Here is a 14,744-nt window from a genome sequence, read left to right as displayed (position 1 = left end):
GCAGGACTTGGTTTCGAAAAATCGACGACGCACGTTTCTGCGATCTAGTGGCGGCGGCGGATTTCCGCGTACCGGTCACCGCTGTTGATGATGCCGTACGGGTCGAATTTCCGCCTTAACCTCCTCGCGAGGTGCAGGATGAACGGAGGCGATGTATGAATCAACCAAGGCAACATGTCCCGTCGGAAATTTCTTCGAGTGCTTCCGGATGCGAGCTTCCCTTCTGGCGAGGGAAAGTTGAGGAGGAAGACCCGGTTCATTGCAGCTATTGCGCTGCTCAGATGGACGATCACTATGACCCGGACCTATGGGATGTCGCTTACAAGGATTTCGCGGCCGTCCATGATCTGGAGATTCAGAATCCCTACTTCACTGGTCCCCCTCCAGGGCATCCTCACGTAATCCTTCGAGGGGATATCGTGGAGAAGAAGGTGTGTCTGCATATCTGTCCTGCCTGTGGCTGGTGGATTGCGGAAGATCGCGCAGTTCTGCCCGCAATGCATTGGCAGCACTGGGCTGTGACGCTCGCTTCAGCCCCCGTCCTGGAAGAGCTGGCGCTCGACGATATCGACCTGCCTCTTCAACAAGTGCGGCGCTACCTGATGCGAAAGTTCGAAGCGCGTGCGTCAATGCATCCGCGGCTGTTCGAGTTGACGGTGGCCAGCGTTTTCGGCGATCTCGGGTATCAGGCTTATGCGACCGCCTATTCGAACGATGGTGGGGTCGACGTGATACTGGAGGATGGTTCAGGCGCCAGGGTCGGAGTTCAAGTCAAGCGGCGTAGGGATGCTGTGGATGTGGAGCAAATCCGGGCCTTTCTGGGGGCCTTGATGTTGGGTGGCTATACCCGGGGCGTGTATGTATCCGCATCGCGCTTTCGTCGCGGCGCGCGTGAAGCGGCGCAACGTAGCACGCAAGCGGTCATGCCGATCGAGCTCGTTGATGCGAATCGCTTTTTCGACATGCTTGGCTATGCTCAGCTAAAGCACCGGCCGGGACCGGAGGACTGCAATGTCACCCGAGCGAGGCCACTGACGTTCCATGGACATGACTACTATCACCTCAACACGCTGTAAAGATTCGGTGTCTCACTAGAGGCGTAGGTGGCTGGTTGGTATGCATCTCGATTCATCGATCGAGGTACGCATGAAGCTCATCTGACGTCCACCAAGGCACGCACTGGCACGCCCCTTGCGATCTAATCGCACCTGATGCGGCGGCTCGGAATGCCGCCGCCTTTCGCGCGAAAGGACGCCCGTTGGCCCGCTCCGATCCTCGCAACACCTCGCGGTATTGGCACGCACCCGGCGTGCCGGGCATGGACATGCTCCATGCCGACTTCACGACGCACGACTACGCCCCGCACGTGCACGATTCCCTCGTGGTCGCCGTCACGGAAGTGGGGGGCTCGGAGTTCAGGAGCCGGGGCCGCACCGATGTGGCTCACACGCAGGCGCTGCTCGTCTTCAACCCCGGCGAGCCGCACTCGGGTCGCATGGCCGGCAGCCCGCGCTGGCGCTACCGGTCGTTCTATCTGGCCGGGCAGGGGCTCCAGGGCGTGCTCGCATCGTTGGGCATCGACCAGCCCCGGCACTTCACATCGAACGTCTTTCGCGACCCGGACCTCATCGCGCGCTTCCTGGCGCTGCACCGCGCGCTCGACGGCGAAACCGACGCACTGCTGCACCAGGAACTGCTCGTGCGCAGCTTCGGTGCGCTGTTCGCCGCGCACGGGCAGGCCGGGCCCCGCGTGCCGGTCGCGCCCTCGGAGGCGCGCGTGCTCGCACCTGTGCTCGAGCTGATGCGCGATGGCCATGCCGAGCGGCTGACGCTTGAGCAGATGGCGCAGGCCGCCGACCTGACGACCTTCCAGCTGATCGGCGCCTTCCACCGCACGCTCGGGCTGACTCCGCACACCTACCTGACGCAGCTGCGCCTGCGGGCCGCGTTGCGGCAGCTCGATGCGGGTCAGCCCGTGGCCGAGGCCGCGCTCGCGTCGGGCTTCTACGACCAGAGTGCGCTGAACAAGCATTTCAAGCGCACCTTCGGCATGACGCCGTTGCAGTACGTGCGCGCCCGGGCGAACTGATCGAGCCGCGGGCGCAATTTCAACCAATAGCGTTTCGGGTCGTCCTGCCATGCTGAGGCTTCTCAGCAAGGCCCCCCATGACACGACTCTTCTGCCAGGAACATGCCGACATCCTGCGGCTGGACGCCCAGGTCCTCCAATCGCGGCCCGGTGCCGTGCGGCTGTCGCAGCATCCTTTCTATCCCGGCGGCGGCGGGCAGCTGCCGGACCGCGGTGTCGTCCGCTGGCAGGGCGGTGAGGTGCCCGTCACCGGTTTTTCCGAGGAGGGCGGCCTCGTCTGGGTGCTGCTGCCCGATCGCATCGAGATCACGGGCGACGTCCAGGTCGAGGTCGATCCGGTCTTCCGGCAATGCATGCGCGAACTGCACACCGACCTGCATGTGCTCAACGCGCTGGTCTTCCGTGACTTCGACGGCGCGCTGGTCACCGGCGTGCAGATGAACGACGACGGCACCGCGCGCATCGACTTCGATCTGCCCGGCGCCGACAACGACCGCCTGCGGGCGCTCGAGCCCGAGCTGAACGACGTGATCGCGCAGGACCTCGCGGTGCAGACGCACTACGTGTCGGTCACCGCCGCCCACGGCGAGCAGGGGCTGCTGCGCTCCCGTTCGGTGGCGCCGCCGCCTTCGGCCGAGGGGCTGGTCCGCATCGTCGAGATCGCCGGGCTCGACCGGCAGGCCTGCGGCGGCACGCACCTCGCGTCCACTGGTGCATCGCGCCCGGTGCGGATTCTCAAGATCGAGAACAAGGGCCGCTCCAACCGTCGCGTGCGCATCGGGCTGCAGGGGCTGTAGGCATGCGCAGGTCGCTGCTGGCGCTCTGGTCGCATCCGGTGTGGCTGCTGTGGCTGCCGCCGGCCTTCTGGGCCGGCAACCTCGTGCTGGGGCGCGCGCTCGGGCCGGTCTTTCCGCCCGTGTCGCTCGCGGTGGGGCGCTGGGTCGTGGCGCTGGCGGTGCTGGCGCCGTTCGTCGGCGCGCAGGCGTGGCGCGAGCGCGGGCTGCTCGCGCGGCACTGGCGGCTGATCGCGGCCTGCGGCGCCTTCGGCATCGCCGGCTACAACGCGCTCGGCTACCTCGCCTTGCAGACGGTGCCCGCCACCAGCGTCGCGTTCCTCAACTCGACGCTGCCGCTGATGGTGCCACTGGCCGCCGTGGTGCTCGGTGTCGAGCGCATCACCTGGAAGGCCTTGCTCGGCATCGGCATCTCGTTCCTCGGCGTGACCTGGATCGTGGCGCGTGGCGAACTGGCGCACCTGCTGGCGTTGCGACTGGGCGGCGGCGAGCTGCTGGTGCTGCTGGCCGTGGCCAACTACGCCGTGTACTCGGTGCTGCTGCGGCGCAAGCCGGCCGCCCTCAGTCCGCTTGTGTTCCTGACCGCGACCATGGCCGCCGGGCTGGTGGTGCTGATGCCGTTCTGGGTGATCGAGCTGGCACGCGGCGCGCGCATTCCGACCGATGCGGCCTCGGTGGGCGCGGTGCTCTACATCGGCCTCTTCGCGTCGCTGTTCGCCTTTATCCTGTGGAGCCGCTGCGTCGCGACGCTGGGCGCGACGGTGACGGGCGTGTCGTTCCATCTTGTCGCGCTGTTCACGGCGCTGCTGGCGTTCCTCGTGCTGCGCGAGCCCGTGCGTGGTTTCCACATTGCCGGCATTGCGCTGATCCTGCTCGGCTTCTTCGTCACGACCTTCCAGCCGACGAGGCGCGCGAAGGTCGCGGTCTGAGCCGATGGACACCGTCGAACTCCTGCGCACCCTGGTCGGGTTCGACACGACCTCGCACCGCTCCAACCTCGGCCTCATCCAGTGGGTGGCCAACTACCTGGCGGCGCACGGCGTCGAGGCGCGGCTGATCCCCAGCGACGACGGCGAGAAGTCCAACCTGCTGGCGACCCTCGGCCCTGACGTGGCAGGCGGCATCGTGTTGTCCGGTCACACCGACGTGGTGCCCGTCGACGGTCAGGCTTGGGACTCGGACCCCTTCACGCTCGTTGAGCGCGAGGGCCGGTGGCATGGCCGTGGCGCGGCTGACATGAAGGGCTTCATCGCAGCGTGCCTCGCAGCGGTACCTTCATGGCGCAGCCTTGAGCTGCGCCGTCCGATCCACCTCGCGCTGTCCTATGACGAGGAAGTCGGGTGCCTCGGCGTTCCACGCCTCATCGCCGCGATGCGCACCGATATACCGACACCGGCGCTGGCCGTCATCGGCGAGCCGACGCAGATGCGCGTGGGGCTGGCCCATCGCGGCTTCTTCGGCCACCGCATCACCTTCAGCGGACGGCCGGTCCATTCCGGCGATCCGGCCTTGGGCGTGAGCGCGATCGAGCCGGCCGCGCAACTGATCGCGCAACTCGCGCGCTTCGGGCATGCGCTGCGCGCGCAGGGCAACCGCACCACTTTCAACGTCGGCTGCATCCACGGCGGGACGGCGATCAACATCGTCCCCGGCTGCTGCGAGGTGACGTGGGAGTTCCGGCCGACGGATGCGGCCAGCACGGCGATGGTGAAAGGGGAGTTGGCGCGGCTGCTCGCGGGCGTTTCGCCCGAAGTGGCCGTCGAGATGACGCAGTTGGCCGGCGTGCCGGCGCTCTGCGCACAAGAAGGTGAGGGCGCCGCCGCGGAGACCGCCAGGCGCTGGGGCGCACTGTGGCCTCCGGGTGAGATCCCGTTCGGCACCGAGGCCGGATTTTTCCAGCAGGCCGGCATTCCGTCGCTGGTGTGCGGACCCGGCGCGATCGCGCAGGCCCACCAGCCCAACGAGTGGATTGCCGCCAGTGAACTGCGCGCCGCCGACCATTTCCTGGCCGGCGTCGGCGCCTGGGCGGCGACCGCTTAGAAGTTCGCCTTCAAACCCACCGTGAACATCCCGCCCTTGGCCTGCTTCGACAGCTTGCCGAAGTAGTCGTAGTCGGCGGTGATCGCGAGGTTCTGCGTCATGCGGTACTCGGCGCCGACACCGACCATCAGGCCCGTGCCGCTGCCCGAAATGCGCTGGTTGGCCGGGGCCCACTTGTTGTCGCCGGAGATGCGTCCGCGTGCCACGCCGAGGCGGCCATTGAGGGCGAAGGCGTCGCCCAGCGGCATGCGGGCGGTGGCGGCGGCGTAGAAGACCTGGCCGGTGCCGGTCTGCAGCCTGGAGCCGCCATAAGCCGAGCTCCACTGGCTCACGCTGCCGAGGCGGGCGTAGCCGGCTTCCACGCCGAAGTGCTCGGTCAGGCGGTAGCCGCCGTACAGCTTGTACGACGTGCCGCTCTTGTCGGCCTTCTTGCCGCCCCATGGCACGGGCACGGGGGCGTTTTTCGAGGACGACAGGCTGTAGCTGGAGCGGCCGATGGCGCCGCCGACATACAGCCCGGTGTCCTTGTCGAGACCGGCGGCGAAGGCGCCGACGGAGGCGGTGCCGAGCCAAAGAGCTGCGAGTGCGAGGCGGGCTTGCGTTTTCGTCAAGATGAAATCCTGTTGGTTGATTGATCGATTGAATGAATGCGTGGATGGGCGGCTTGTCGTTGTTCGCCTTGCCGCCACCGTCCGACGATTCTCAAAAACCAAGCTGAAGGCGAGCTTCGCGTTTGCTGAAGGCCTCATGAAGGGCCCTTGCCATGGGCGATGATCGAGGCATGTCAGCTCAGCTTCTTCTTCCCGGAATCGATCCCCCGCCGCGGCCCCTGCCGCGGCCTCGCGGCACCCAGGCCCCTCGCAAGGCGCCGCTGCCGCACTCGCTTTTCTTCGCACTGCTTCCCACCCCGCAAGACGCCGAAACCATCGCCGCGCTCGGCGCACGCATGAACTCCCAACACGCCCTGAAGGGCACGGTGGTCGAGGCGCCGCGCCTGCACGTCACGCTGTTCGACCTCGGCAACCACGACCAGGTGCCCGCAGACAAGGTGGCCCAGGCATCGACCGCTGCCGCCGCGGTGCCCGTGCCGGCGCTCGATGTCGTTTTCGAAAAATCCATGAGCTACGCCAAGGGCGCGCTGGTGCTGTGCGCCGACGACGAGGCCAACGTTGCGGCGTTGCGCGCGTTCAGGCAGCGCCTGGGCGAGGCGCTGGCCGATGTCGGCCTGAAGCCCTCACGCGCGTTCACGCCGCACATGACCGTCGCCTATGCGCGGCGCAAGCTCGAAAAGCACGCGCTCGAAGCGCCTGCCCCCTGGATCGCCCATTCGCTGGTGCTCATCGACAGCCACGTAGGCGAGGGCGTGCACGAGGTGCTGGGCCGCTGGCCCGCCTAGGCGCCGTCCTGATCGGCAAAGGTGTCGAACAGCAGCCCGCGCAGCCACTGGTTGCCCGGGTCGCGGTGCACCTTCGCGTGCCAGAACAGGTTGATCGCGATCTGCGGCAGCGCCACCGGGTGCGGTCGCCACACCAGGCCGAAGGGCTCGGCGATGCTGCGCGCCAGCCGCTCGGGCACGGTCGCGATCATTTCGCTCGACTGCAGGATGTGGCCGATGGCCACGAAGTGCGGCACCTTGAGCCGGATGCGGCGCTGGATGCCCTGCGCCGCCATCACGTCGTCGGCCTTGCCGTGGCCCGTGCCGGCGGCCTGCACCTGCACGTGGTCGGCCGCGCTGAAGTCCTTCAGTGACACGCTGCGCTTGCGCGCCAGCGGGTGCGTGCCCGCGAACAGGCACACATAGCGCTGCAGGAACAGCCGGCGCTGGAACACGCCCGACTTGAGTTGCGGCAGCAGGCCGATGGCGATGTCGACATGGCCGGCCTCCAGGTCGTCGCGCAGGTGGGTCGCGGTGTTGTTGCGCAGCGTGCTGATGGTCACGCCCGGCGCGGCGGCCGAGAGCGTTTCCATGAGGCGCGGCGTGAAGTAGATCTCGCCGATGTCGGTCATGGCGAGCGTGAAGCTGCGCGTGCTCGTGGCGGGGTCGAACACCACCTGCTGGTTGAGCGCCGTGTGCAGCGCGCCCATGGCATAGGCCACCGGTTCGGCCAGCTGCAGCGCGAAGGGCGTGGGCTCCATGCCGCGCGCGGTGCGCAGGAAAAGCTCGTCGCCCAGCAGCTTGCGCAGGCGCGCCAGCGCGTTGCTGATGGCGGGTTGCGACAGGCCCAGCGACTCGGCCACGGCCGACACGCGCTTCTCGGCCAGCATGCGGTCGAACACCAGCAGCAGGTTGAGATCGATGTCCTTGAGTTGCATGGCGCACCTTTATTCATGGCGGTGATACAGCCGATTCATCAGATTCTATTGGTCAATCGGAAGAGGCCGCGCATCATCCGTGCCCAGAGACAAGCCGGCCCTGCCGCCGGCGCCAGAAAAAGAGAGCCCGACGATGGACCTGCACATTCACCCCCTTGCCCGCACCCTCGAGGTCCGCCCCGGCGCGAACCTGCTCGAGGTGCTGCGCGAGCACCAGGTGCCGGTGTCGTACAGCTGCATGTCGGGGCGCTGCGGCACCTGCCGCTGCAAGGTGGTGTCGGGCCAGCTGCTCGACGGCGGCCAGGACGCGATCCGGCCCGACGGGCAGGGCGAGCGCTACGTGCTGGCCTGCCAGAGCACGCTGACCGAAAGCTGCACCATCGAGATTCCTGAGCCCGACGAGGTGGTGGTGCACCCGGCGCGCGTGCTCAAGGCCACGGTCACGGGCATCGACGTGCTCACGCACGACATCCGCCGCCTGCGCCTCAAGCCCAACAAGCCGCTGGCGTTCTCGCCGGGGCAGTACGCGCAGCTGCAGTTCGGCCCCGAGCTGGCACGGCCGTACTCGATGGCCGGGCTGAGCCGCGACGCGGAGCTTGAATTCCATGTGCGCCGCGTGCCGGGCGGGCGCGTCACGGCCCACATCTTCGAGCAGCTGCGCGTGGGCGACACGGTGCGCGTGAGCGGCCCGCTGGGCACCGCCTACCTGCGCACCAAGCACCGCGGGCCGATGCTCTGCGCGGCGGGCGGCACGGGGCTCGCGCCCATCCTGTCGATCGTGCGCGGCGCGGTCGCGGCGGGGCTGATGCAGCCGATCCACCTCTACCTCGGCGTGCGTTCCGACGCCGACGTGTACGGCCTGCCCGAGCTGCGTGAATTGCAGGCGCAGCACCCCGGCCTGAAGGTGCACGTCGTGGTGGTCGCCGGCCCTGCGCGCGACGGCCAGCGGCTGGGCCTCATCACCGATGCGATCCGCGCCGACCTGCCCGCGGGGCTCGACGGCTGGCGTGCCTACCTGTGCGGCTCGCCGCCGATGGTGGAGGCCGCGAGCCGGCTGGTGCAGGCGCACGGCCTGGCGCCCGAGCAGACGCATGCCGATGCCTTCTACCTGCAAGGCACCTGAAGAACCGAACAAGAGAAAAGGAGACCCGATGACCACGCCAGCCGTCTTCCCCATCGAGCTGCACTGGGAGAGCGAGAAGACCAGCCGCATTCCCTTCATGGCCTACACCGACGAGGCGCTGCACAAGAAGGAGCTGCAGCGCTTCTTCTACGACAAGCACTGGTGCTACGTCGGCCTCGAAGCCGAGATCCCGAACCCGGGCGATTTCAAGCGCACCGCCATCGGCGAGCGCTCGGTCATCCTGTCGCGCGACGAAGAAGGCGCCATCCATGTGTTCGAGAACGTCTGTGCCCACCGCGGCATGCAGTTCTGCCGAGAGCGCCACGGCAACAAGAAGGAGTTCGTCTGCCCCTACCACCAGTGGAACTACACGCTCAAGGGCGACCTGCAGGGAGTGCCGTTCCGCCGCGGTGTGAAGCAGGACGGCAAGGTGCACGGTGGCATGCCGGCCGATTTCAAGACCGAAGACCACGGCCTGAACAAGCTCAAGGTTGCGTCGCGCGGCGGCGTGGTGTTCGCGTCGTTCGACCACGACATCGAATCGTTCGAGGACTTTCTCGGCCCCGACATCCTTCACTACTTCGACCGCCTGTTCGACGGCCGCAAGCTCACCATCCTGGGCTACAGCCGCCAGCGCATTCCGGGCAACTGGAAGCTCATGCAGGAGAACATCAAGGACCCGTACCACCCGGGCCTGCTGCACACCTGGTTCGTGACCTTCGGGCTCTGGCGCGCCGACAACAAGTCGGAGTTGAAGATGGACGCGCGCGGCCGCCACGCCGCGATGATCTCCACGCGCGGCAGCGCCGGCAAGGCCGCGCAGGTGACGCAGGTGTCGAGCTTCAAGGAAAGCATGCAGCTCAAAGACCCGCGCTTTCTGGACATCGTGCCCGAGCCCTGGTGGGGCGGGCCGACGGCGGTGATGATGACGCTGTTCCCCAGCCTCATCCTGCAGCAGCAGGTCAACAGCGTGTCGACGCGCCACATCCAGCCCGTGGGCCATGACGCCTTCGATTTCGTGTGGACGCACTTCGGCTTCGAGGACGACACGCCCGAAATGACGCAGCGCCGCCTGCGCCAGGCCAACCTGTTCGGGCCGGCGGGCTTCGTGTCGGCCGACGACGGCGAGGTGATCGAGTTCTCGCAGGAAGGCTTCGAGCAGAAGCCCTACCACCGCACGCTGGCCGAGCTCGGCGGGCGCGAGGTGGAGAACACCGACCACATGGTGACGGAGACGCTGATCCGCGGCATGTACCGCTACTGGCGTGAAGTGATGGAGGCCGCATGAGCACGCTCGATACGTCCACCTACCTCGACCTGTCGCGCCTGTATGCGGCGTATGCGCACGCGGTCGATTCGGGCGACTGGGATCTGTGGCCCGCGTTCTTCACCGAGCAGTGCAGCTACCGCCTGCAGCCGCGCGAGAACCACGAGCGCGGCCTGCCGCTGGCCACGCTCTCGTTCGAAAGCCGGGGCATGCTCGAAGACCGCGTCTACGGCATCAAGGAGACGCTGTTCCACGACCCGTACTACCAGCGCCACGTGGTGGGCCTGCCGCTGGTGCACCGCGTCGACGACGACGGCACCATCCACAGCGAGGCCAACTACGCGGTGTTCCGCACCAAGCTCGACGGGCCGTCGACCGTGTTCAATGTGGGGCGCTACATCGACAAGGTCGTGCCCACGCCCGAAGGCTTGAAATTCGCGTCGCGCCTGTGCGTGTTCGACAGCGAAATGATCCCGAACTCCATCATTTACCCCATCTGAAACCGAGCCATGCCAGAAAAAGAACCAGAGACCCACGGTGCCCCGTTGCGCCGCTTCACCGACCCGGCCTACGTGCCGCTGTGTGCCAACCTCGCTGAAGTGCGCGAGAACATCGACCGGCTCGATCGCCAGATCGTCGCGCTGCTGGCCGAGCGCGGCCGCTACGTGAAAGACGCCGCGCGCTTCAAGCGCGACGCCTTCCAGGTGTCGGCGCCGCAGCGCCAGCAGGAAGTGATCGACAAGGTGAAGGCGCTCGCCGAGAAGGAGGGCGCCTACCCCGAGGTGGTCGAGGCCGCCTACCGCGCGCTCATCGCGGGCTTCATCGCGCGCGAGCAGCAGGACCACCGGGGCATGGTCGATGTGGAGGTGCAGCCATGACGCGCGCACGCCTCTTCGTCGCCTTCACCGCCGTGGCCCTGGCCGCGGCCGCCCATGCGCAGGAATGGCCGCAGCGCCCCGTGCGCATCGTGGTGCCGTTCGCGGCGGGCTCGTCGCCCGACATCCTGGCGCGCATCGTCAACGACAAGCTCGCGGCGCGCATCGGCCAGCCGCTGATCGTCGAGAACAAGCCCGGCGCGGGCGGCAACAGCGGCACCGATTCCGTCTCGAAGGCACAGCCCGACGGCTACACCTTCCTGCTGTCGGTGAACGCGCCGCTGGTCTACAACACCATCCTCTACAAGAACCTGCCGTACGACCCGTTCAAGGACCTCGTGCCGGTGTCGCTGGCCGCGACCACGCCGAACGTCTGCGCGGTCTCGAATTCGATGGGCGTCGATTCGGTCAAGGGCTGGCTGGCGGCGATGAAGAAGAACCCCGGCAAGTTCAACTTCGCCTCGACCGGCAACGGCTCGATCTCGCACCTGGGCGTGGAGCTCATCAAGGCCAAGACGCAGTCGTTCGCGGTGCACATTCCGTACGCGTCGTCGGGTCAGGCCGTGACCGCGATCGTGCAGGGCGACGTGCAGTACGCCTGCCTGCCGCCGGTCACGGTGATGCCGCAGGCCAAGGCCGGCCGCCTGAAGGCGCTGGCCGTCACTTCGGCCGAGCGTTCGGCATTGCTGCCCGACCTGCCGACGTTGCGTGAGTCAGGCCTGCCCGACATCCAGGCCGTGCCGTGGTTCGCCTACATGGCGCCCAAGGGCACGCCGAACGACGTGGTGCAGCGCATGAGCCGCGAGATTGCTGCCGCGCTGAAAGACCCCGAAACAGTCAAGCGCCTGCAGACCGCGTACTTCGACCCCGTGGGCAGCACGCCCGAAGGCCTGTCGAAGTTCATGGACGAGGAACTGCGCCGCTGGAAGCCGGTGATCGATCGCGCCGGCCTCAAGCCCGATTGAGAAAAGGGAGCACACGATGAGCACGATGACCTGGGTCGACGCCGCGGCGGTCGACGACGTTCCCGCCGACGACGTGGTCGGCATCGAGGTGCAGGGGCGCGACATCGCGCTGTACGGCACCGACGATGGCATCCACGCCACCGACAACATCTGCACGCACGGCCATGCGCGGCTGTGCGACGGTTTCCTCGAAGGCCACGAGATCGAATGCCCGCTGCACCAGGGCCGCTTCGACGTGCGCAGCGGCAAGGCCATGTGCGCGCCGCTCACCGAAGACCTGCGCACCTACCCGGTGAAGATCGAGGGCGGGCGGGTGTTCCTGGCGTTCGAAGGCTGAACTGTTCTGCCTGCGGAGGGGCTGATCTGTCTCTGTTCGCGCCAGACCGGTTAGCGACAATCGAGGCCCGTTTTCCTGGACATCCGATGACAGAACCACACAGCCGCGACCAGATCGCCGACCTGATTGCCGCCGAACTGGGCCACCGCTTCGACGGCGAGATCCTGGCCGGTGGCCACTACGTGCCGCTGGTGCGCGATGGCCGCACCGTCTACCTCAGCGGCCAGGTGCCGCGCGTGGGCACCACGGTGGTCGTCACCGGCCGCGTGGGCGATGCCGTGTCGCTCGACACCGCGCGCGAAGGCGCCCAGATCTGCGCGCTGCGCAGCCTCGCGCTGCTGCGCCGCGCACTCGGCTCGCTCGATGCAGTCGAGAAGGTGCTGCGCGTGGGCGTGTTCGTGCAGTGCACGGCCGACTTCACGCAGCAAAGCGAGGTGGCCGATGCCGCGTCCGACCTGCTGCACCGCGTGTTCGGCGAGGCCGGCGTGCATGTGCGCACGGCGGTCGGCGTCTATGCGCTGCCGAAGAACGCGACGGTCGAGGTCGAGATGACCGTCGCGACCACCCACGCGGCCTGACCTAGGAGCGCTCGCGGCGCGCGGGTTCGCTGCGGTGCAGGTGCACCGCCAGCGTGTCGCGCGGCGGGCGCACCGCGCATTGCGCCAGCAGCCGGCCGGCTTCGCCCCGGTGGTAGCCGTTGTGCGTCACGACGTGCGCCAGCATCTCTTCGCGCGTCATCCGGCCCTTGTCGCCGTCGGTGAACACGAAGGGCAGCGCCTCGGCCAGCAGCGCCGGCGTGAGCGTGTCCAGGTAGGCGAGGTACCAGCGGTCGGACTCGGCCACGGCCGCGCGCAACTCGGCCAGCGTGGGCGTTTCGGGCGTGTTGTCGTCGGTGAAGCCGTGCGGCGCGCCCGTGAGGTGACCCGCGAAGATCCGGTTCACCACATGCGCATGGTTGACCACGCGGATCGCGGCATGCCGGGCGTCGGCGTGCTGCACGGGGTCGAGGCTGGCCATGCGGTCCAGCAGCTCGTCGTTGGCCCACGCGTGGTACTGGAACAGCGTGCGCAGCAGGGGTGGGGCGCTCATGTCGGGTGTGTCCTTGTCATCGGGGAACCCGGATGTTCGCGGCAGGCGCGGCGCCTGTCCAGCCGCAGCCGGATCAGTGTTCGCCGAGCATCCAGCGCGTGCGGTCGCCGCGTCCCGGCAGGTGCAGCGCGGCGGTGGCCGCGGGCGTCTCGGCCAGCAGCCGGCCCTTGCGGAACACCTTGAGCCGCGTCGCGCGCAGGCGGATGGCCTCGACCGGGTCGCGCGCCTGCAGCAGCACGAAGCTGGCGTCGCAGCCGGCTTCCAGGCCGTAGCCGTCCAGGTGCATCACGCGCGCCGCGCGCGTGGTCACGGCCTCGAAGCACTGGTGGATGCCGGCCTGGCCGGTCATCTGCGCCACGTGCAGGCCCATGTGGGCCACCTCGAGCATGTCGCCCGAGCCCATGCCGTACCACGGGTCCATCACGCAGTCGTGACCGAAGGCGACGTTCACGCCGGCGGCCAGCAGCTCGGGCACGCGCGTCATGCCGCGGCGCTTGGGGTAGCTGTCGTGGCGGCCTTGCAGCGTGATGTTGATGAGCGGGTTCGACACCACGCTCACGCCGCTCTCGGCGATGAGCGGCAGCAGCTTGCTCACGTAGTAGTTGTCCATCGAGTGCATCGAGGTGCAGTGCGAGCCCGTCACGCGGCCCTGCAGGCCCAGGCGCAGCGTTTCGGCGGCCAGGGTCTCGATGTGGCGCGAGAGCGGGTCGTCCGACTCGTCGCAGTGCATGTCGACCAGCTTGCCGCGCTCGGCCGCCAGCTCGCACAGCAGCTTCACGCTGGCCGCGCCGTCGGCCATGGTGCGCTCGAAATGCGGAATGCCGCCGACCACGTCCACGCCCTTGTCGAGCGCGCGCGTGAGGTTGTCGACGCCGCCCGGCGAGCGCAGCACGCCATCCTGCGGAAAGGCCACCAGCTGCAGGTCGATGTAGGGCGCCACCTGGCGCTTCACCTCGAGCAGCGCATCGACCGCGAGCAGGCTGGGGTCGCTCGTGTCCACGTGCGAGCGGATCGCCAGCAGGCCCTTGGCCACGGCCCAGTCGCAGTACGCGAGCGCGCGTTCGATGAGCGCATCGGCCGTGAGCAGCGGCTTGAGTTCGCCCCACAGCGCGATGCCTTCGAGCAGCGTGCCGCTCTGGTTGACGCGCGGCTGGCCGTAGCTCAGCGTGGCGTCCATGTGGAAGTGCGGGTCGACGAAGTGCGGCGCGAGCAGCAGACCCTGGGCGTCGAGCGTTTCATGCGCGGGCGCGGCCAGGCCGGGCGTGACTTCGGCGATGCGGCCGTCCTGCACGGCAACCGACATGCCGGTGCGGCCGTCGGGGAGGGTGGCGTGGGTGATGAGGAGGTCGAGCATCGGTGGGGTGTTTTTTTTAAGGGCGCTCAGCGCGTGCGCTGCGCGCGGAAGCGGTATTGCCCTGCGGCCGGCCCGACCTCGATGGTCACGCGGCGCAGCTTGTCGTCGTGGCCCGAGTCGGCCTTGGCCGTCACCACGATGCCGCGCGGCGTGGCGCGGCAGGTGAGTTCGCTCAGGGAGATTTCCGCGTGGTCGTTGTCGAGCTCGGCGATGGCGGTCGTGTGCACGGCGTACAGGCTGTAGCTGCGGTCGGCCTCGCCGCGCGCCATCCACTGTACGTAGAGGAACGACTGGGCGAAGGCTTCGGCGTGGATCACGCGGTAGGTGCCGTGGTGGTCGGGCCCCCAGGTGCCGCAGGTCTGCACCCAGGTGACGGCGTCGTGGGTGGCGAAGCGCTCGGGGCCGTAGTCGGCACCCAATGCATGAGCGCCGCTGCCGGCCAGGGCGAGCAGCGCGGTGGCCAGCAGGCGACAAAGGCGGGGCCGCGTCATCGGCATG

General features: G+C 68.0%; 18 protein-coding genes. 13 read left to right on the top strand and 5 right to left on the bottom strand.

What is annotated here, in order from left to right; genetic code table 11:
* The first annotated feature begins 281 nt into the window (after positions 1–281).
* From AC1RAA_RS05045 to argE, 5 genes are all read left to right on the top strand, one after another.
* Entirely contained in the window at positions 282–1,076 is a 795-nt protein-coding gene (locus AC1RAA_RS05045) for a restriction endonuclease (RefSeq protein ID WP_492726904.1), read from the top strand.
* Positions 1,077–1,258: 182 nt separating this feature from the next.
* Entirely contained in the window at positions 1,259–2,089 is an 831-nt protein-coding gene (locus AC1RAA_RS05040) for a helix-turn-helix transcriptional regulator (RefSeq protein ID WP_492726902.1), read from the top strand.
* Positions 2,090–2,166: 77 nt separating this feature from the next.
* Positions 2,167–2,886: an alanyl-tRNA editing protein gene (locus AC1RAA_RS05035; protein WP_492726900.1), complete on the top strand. Its 720-nt coding sequence runs from the start codon at positions 2,167–2,169 to the stop codon at positions 2,884–2,886.
* Positions 2,887–2,888: 2 nt separating this feature from the next.
* The gene (locus AC1RAA_RS05030; RefSeq protein ID WP_492726897.1) at positions 2,889–3,812 is read left to right on the top strand and encodes a DMT family transporter; all 924 of its coding nucleotides are present in this window, start codon (positions 2,889–2,891) and stop codon (positions 3,810–3,812) included.
* 4 nt (positions 3,813–3,816) lie between these two features.
* Positions 3,817–4,923, top strand: a complete 1,107-nt coding sequence (gene argE / locus AC1RAA_RS05025; RefSeq protein WP_492726895.1) for an acetylornithine deacetylase — start codon at positions 3,817–3,819, stop codon at positions 4,921–4,923.
* On the opposite strand, the gene AC1RAA_RS05020 is transcribed toward argE, so the two are convergent.
* Entirely contained in the window at positions 4,920–5,534 is a 615-nt protein-coding gene (locus AC1RAA_RS05020) for a porin family protein (protein ID WP_062477817.1), read from the bottom strand. The genes argE and AC1RAA_RS05020 overlap by 4 nt on opposite strands.
* A 335-nt stretch (positions 5,535–5,869) precedes the next feature.
* On the opposite strand from AC1RAA_RS05020, the gene AC1RAA_RS05015 reads away from it, so the two are divergent.
* A complete protein-coding gene (locus AC1RAA_RS05015; protein WP_492726893.1) occupies positions 5,870–6,319 on the top strand; it encodes a 2'-5' RNA ligase family protein in 450 nt (149 codons plus the stop codon).
* Here AC1RAA_RS05015 and AC1RAA_RS05010 read toward each other — a convergent pair.
* Positions 6,316–7,236, bottom strand: a complete 921-nt coding sequence (locus tag AC1RAA_RS05010; protein ID WP_062477812.1) for a LysR family transcriptional regulator — start codon at positions 7,234–7,236, stop codon at positions 6,316–6,318. The two genes, AC1RAA_RS05015 and AC1RAA_RS05010, sit on opposite strands and share 4 nt — an antisense overlap.
* 133 nt (positions 7,237–7,369) lie before the next feature.
* Here AC1RAA_RS05010 and AC1RAA_RS05005 point away from each other — a divergent pair, with 133 nt between their 5' ends.
* The 7 genes from AC1RAA_RS05005 to AC1RAA_RS04975 all read left to right on the top strand — a co-directional run bounded on the left by AC1RAA_RS05005 (position 7,370) and on the right by AC1RAA_RS04975 (position 12,381).
* Entirely contained in the window at positions 7,370–8,359 is a 990-nt protein-coding gene (locus AC1RAA_RS05005) for a 2Fe-2S iron-sulfur cluster-binding protein (protein ID WP_492696345.1), read from the top strand.
* Between the two features lie 28 nt (positions 8,360–8,387).
* Positions 8,388–9,647, top strand: a complete 1,260-nt coding sequence (locus AC1RAA_RS05000; protein ID WP_487846898.1) for an aromatic ring-hydroxylating dioxygenase subunit alpha — start codon at positions 8,388–8,390, stop codon at positions 9,645–9,647.
* Positions 9,644–10,126: an aromatic-ring-hydroxylating dioxygenase subunit beta gene (locus AC1RAA_RS04995; protein ID WP_070060755.1), complete on the top strand. Its 483-nt coding sequence runs from the start codon at positions 9,644–9,646 to the stop codon at positions 10,124–10,126. The genes AC1RAA_RS05000 and AC1RAA_RS04995 overlap by 4 nt, the downstream gene beginning before the upstream one ends.
* A 9-nt stretch (positions 10,127–10,135) precedes the next feature.
* On the top strand, positions 10,136–10,504 hold the full coding sequence (locus AC1RAA_RS04990; protein WP_062477800.1) for a chorismate mutase: 369 nt from the start codon (positions 10,136–10,138) through the stop codon (positions 10,502–10,504).
* The gene (locus tag AC1RAA_RS04985) at positions 10,501–11,466 is read left to right on the top strand and encodes a Bug family tripartite tricarboxylate transporter substrate binding protein (RefSeq protein ID WP_492726890.1); all 966 of its coding nucleotides are present in this window, start codon (positions 10,501–10,503) and stop codon (positions 11,464–11,466) included. The genes AC1RAA_RS04990 and AC1RAA_RS04985 overlap by 4 nt, the downstream gene beginning before the upstream one ends.
* 16 nt (positions 11,467–11,482) lie before the next feature.
* Positions 11,483–11,803, top strand: a complete 321-nt coding sequence (locus AC1RAA_RS04980) for a non-heme iron oxygenase ferredoxin subunit (RefSeq protein ID WP_056580656.1) — start codon at positions 11,483–11,485, stop codon at positions 11,801–11,803.
* A gap of 86 nt (positions 11,804–11,889) precedes the next feature.
* A complete protein-coding gene (locus AC1RAA_RS04975; protein ID WP_062477794.1) occupies positions 11,890–12,381 on the top strand; it encodes a RidA family protein in 492 nt (163 codons plus the stop codon).
* A gap of 1 nt (position 12,382) precedes the next feature.
* Here the strand turns inward: AC1RAA_RS04975 and AC1RAA_RS04970 are convergent, their stop codons facing one another.
* The 3 genes from AC1RAA_RS04970 to AC1RAA_RS04960 form a co-directional block, all read right to left on the bottom strand.
* Positions 12,383–12,892: a DinB family protein gene (locus tag AC1RAA_RS04970; protein ID WP_492726888.1), complete on the bottom strand. Its 510-nt coding sequence runs from the start codon at positions 12,890–12,892 to the stop codon at positions 12,383–12,385.
* Between the two features lie 73 nt (positions 12,893–12,965).
* Entirely contained in the window at positions 12,966–14,246 is a 1,281-nt protein-coding gene (locus AC1RAA_RS04965; protein ID WP_492726886.1) for an amidohydrolase family protein, read from the bottom strand.
* 26 nt (positions 14,247–14,272) lie between these two features.
* Positions 14,273–14,743 carry a hypothetical protein gene (locus tag AC1RAA_RS04960; RefSeq protein WP_492726884.1) on the bottom strand — a complete coding sequence of 157 codons (471 nt, stop codon included), beginning with the start codon at positions 14,741–14,743 and terminating at the stop codon, positions 14,273–14,275.
* Position 14,744 lies beyond the last annotated feature (1 nt).

The organism is Variovorax sp. GW823-FHT04F07 (assembly GCF_058795995.1).
Note: the sequence above shows the minus strand (reverse complement) of the source record. Positions and strands in the feature narration are given on the sequence as shown.